Annotated in this window: 2 protein-coding genes; both read right to left on the bottom strand. The window is 64.0% G+C overall.

Annotated features, from left to right (window positions below; all coding sequences use genetic code 11):
* Positions 1-835 precede the first annotated feature (835 nt).
* The gene (locus VF672_RS19920) at positions 836-1,585 is read right to left on the bottom strand and encodes an AraC family transcriptional regulator (protein WP_331106261.1); all 750 of its coding nucleotides are present in this window, start codon (positions 1,583-1,585) and stop codon (positions 836-838) included.
* Positions 1,586-1,661: 76 nt separating this feature from the next.
* Positions 1,662-2,756, bottom strand: a 1,095-nt coding sequence (locus tag VF672_RS19915) for an FAD/NAD(P)-binding oxidoreductase (RefSeq protein ID WP_331106260.1), incomplete at its 5' end; no start/stop codon positions are given.

The following is a 2,756-nucleotide window of genomic DNA, read 5'->3' as shown; positions in this document are numbered from 1 at the left end:
CGGCGAGGAGGGCGACGGCGACAGCTTGGTTTTTCATAGAAGCCTCGGTGCGTGCAAAGGGATACGGCCGGATAAGTAATTTCGTATACGATATTTTATATGCACGCAGCGTGCCCGTTTTGCCAGTACAGCGTGCAGGGCGCTGAATCAGCGGGCTGCCTGCTCGTGGCGTGTTGAAGGCGAGGAAAAGGGTGTTACATAAAGGAGCAGCAAGGCGCGCAATGCTTCATTGCTGCACGCTGGCGGGCGAAAGAATCCGACCGCGCCGCTCCACAAAAGCACCGCGATCATCCAGTGGTACCGCGATACTGTGGGACCGGCTTCAGCCGGGAAGGCGGCATTCGTCACACTGCAGAAACAACGGTGCCTGCGCTGGTCTCTTCCCGGCTAAAGCCGGTCCCACAAAAGCACCGCGATCATCCAGTGGCACCGCGATCACTGTGGGACCGGCTTCAGCCGGGAAGGCGGCTGGTAACGCTGCAGCAACAACGGTGCCTGCGCTGGCCTCTTCCCGGCTAAAGCCGGCCCACAAAAGCACCGCGATCATCCAGTGGTACCGCGATCACTGTGGGACCGGCTTCAGCCGGGAAGGCGGCATTCGTCACAGTGCAAACAACGGTGCCTGCGCTGGTCTCTTCCCGGCTAAAGCCGGTTTCACAAAAGCACCGCGATCATCCAGTGGCACCTCGATGACTGTGGGACCGGCTTCAGCCGGGAAGGCGGCATTGGTCACACCGCAGAAGCGACGGTGCCTGCGCTGGGGTCTTCCCGGCTAAAGCCGGTCCCATAAAAGCACCGCGATGATCTAGTGGTACCGCGAAAACATCGCAGCGCTTCAGCCAGTCTGCGAACCGCGATACTCGCTCGGCGACGCGCCGGTCAGGGCCTTGAACTGGCGGCTGAATGCGCTGTGGTCGGTGTACCCGCAGCGCAGGGCGATCTCGGTGATCGACAGCTCTTCCTGCAACAAGCGCGACGCTTCACCCAGCCGCGCTTTGTGAATCATCTGCCGTGGCGTCAGCTGAAAGATGCGTTTGCAGTGCCTCTCCAACTGGGCGATGGACAGCCCGGCCAGCGCGGTCAACTGCTGAAGCGTGATGGGGCGCGAGAAGTTTTCGCGAATGTACGCGTCAACCTCGACCAGCTTTTGATACGCCGGATGGGTGGTCTGAAGGATTTGCAGATCGCGGGAGATACCCGCCAGGCCGATGATGTCGCCATCTCGGTTGCGCAGGGCGATCTTGTGGGTCAGGCACCAGATCGGCTGATTGCCGTAATAAAGGTGCAGCTCCAGCTGGTCGCTGAGTTGTCTGCCGTCGGCCAGCACGCGGCGGTCCTGCGCGGTGTACAGCGGCCCGAAGCGGGCGGGAAACACCTCTTCGGCGGTCAGCCCGACGAGCTGGCTTTTCTCCTTGCAACCGCAGCGCTGCACCAGCGTGCGGTTGACCAGCGCATAGCGCGCCTGAGCGTCCTTGACGAAAAACACCACGCCGGGAATGGCATCGAACAGCGGCGCGATCAATTCCAGGCTGACGAGCAACTGGTCGAGGTCGTGCAGCGGCGCGGTAGGTATCAGGTCAATCATGTTCACGGGCGTCAGGGCCGGTCGGGAGGGCAGGACCGATGATGGGGCATCTTTCCTGCGCCGCCTAGTCAGCCCCTCAAACCGGTTCACCCTCATCCAGGCACGCCAGTGTCGAGATCCGCGCGGGGCTGAAGGGCGGGCGCAACAACGGGGGCTCCCAGCCAAAAAGCGTCTGCGCCGCCGTCGCGCAGATACGCCCCTGACACGCGCCCATCCCGCAGCGGGTGGCGAGTTTGGCGCTGGTCCAGCTGCCCTGTGCTGAAAGGTCCGCGTAACGAACGTCCTCGCAGCGACACACCACTGTCTCCGGGGTTGCCAGGGTTTTCAATGCGGGATCCAGGCGGAACGCTTTATTCAACCGATCCGCAAAACGCTGCCATCGCTGCCGCTCGCCCCACAGCGCTCGCGCCTTATCGTGATCACCGACCGCCACCAGCCCGGCAATACGTCCCTCAACCAGCGCCAGTTCGCTGCCGCCAAAGCCGGTGCATTCGCCCGCCGCATAGTGATCGGGCAGACTGCTGGCTTGCCATTCGTCCACTACGACGGCCTGATCCCGCACGGTGCAGCCCAGCGCCTGGGCGATCTCGACGTTGGGCACCAGACTGAACCCGCAGGCCAGACGGTCGCAGGCGATCTCTTCCACCTGGTTGCCCACCCTGATGCGTACGCCCTCCAGCCGATCCGTGCCCAGCGCCGCCAGCACATGGGCCGAGGTTCGATAGGCCGCGCTGGCCAGCGTGATGGCCTGCATCGCCTTGTTCGGCCAGCGCCACAAGCCGGCGGCGAAACCCGCGACGGCGGCTAAAGGCGCCTGCTCGACGACGCGCACAACTTCCGCACCGTACTGTTGCGCGGTCGCAGACGAGGCCAGCAACAGCGGACCACTGCCGGCGATCACGGTGCGTTCGTCAGCCACCGGCAGGCCGCCCTTGATCAGCGCCTGCAAACCCCCTGCGCCGGTGACGCCCGGCAGCGTCCAGCCGGGGAAGGGCAGCAACCGTTCACGCGCGCCGGTGCATAAAATGATTACGTTGTACCTCAACACCCAGCCGCGCTCGGCGTCCTCGACCAGCAACCGCTTGGGCCCCGCCAGCGCGACCACTTTGCAGCCGCTGTGCACACGAATCCCGCTGAAGGCCTGCAACTGCTCGCGCATGTCCCGGGCCTG

This window comes from Pseudomonas sp., assembly GCF_036387035.1.
Taxonomy (GTDB): Bacteria; Pseudomonadota; Gammaproteobacteria; order Pseudomonadales; family Pseudomonadaceae; genus Aquipseudomonas.
Note: the sequence above shows the minus strand (reverse complement) of the source record. Positions and strands in the feature narration are given on the sequence as shown.

Excerpts from the sequence above, each read along its gene's own strand:
- VF672_RS19920 (WP_331106261.1), bottom strand. The coding sequence starts at position 1,585 with ATGATTGACCTGATACCTACCGCGCCGCTGCACGACCTCGACCAGTTG.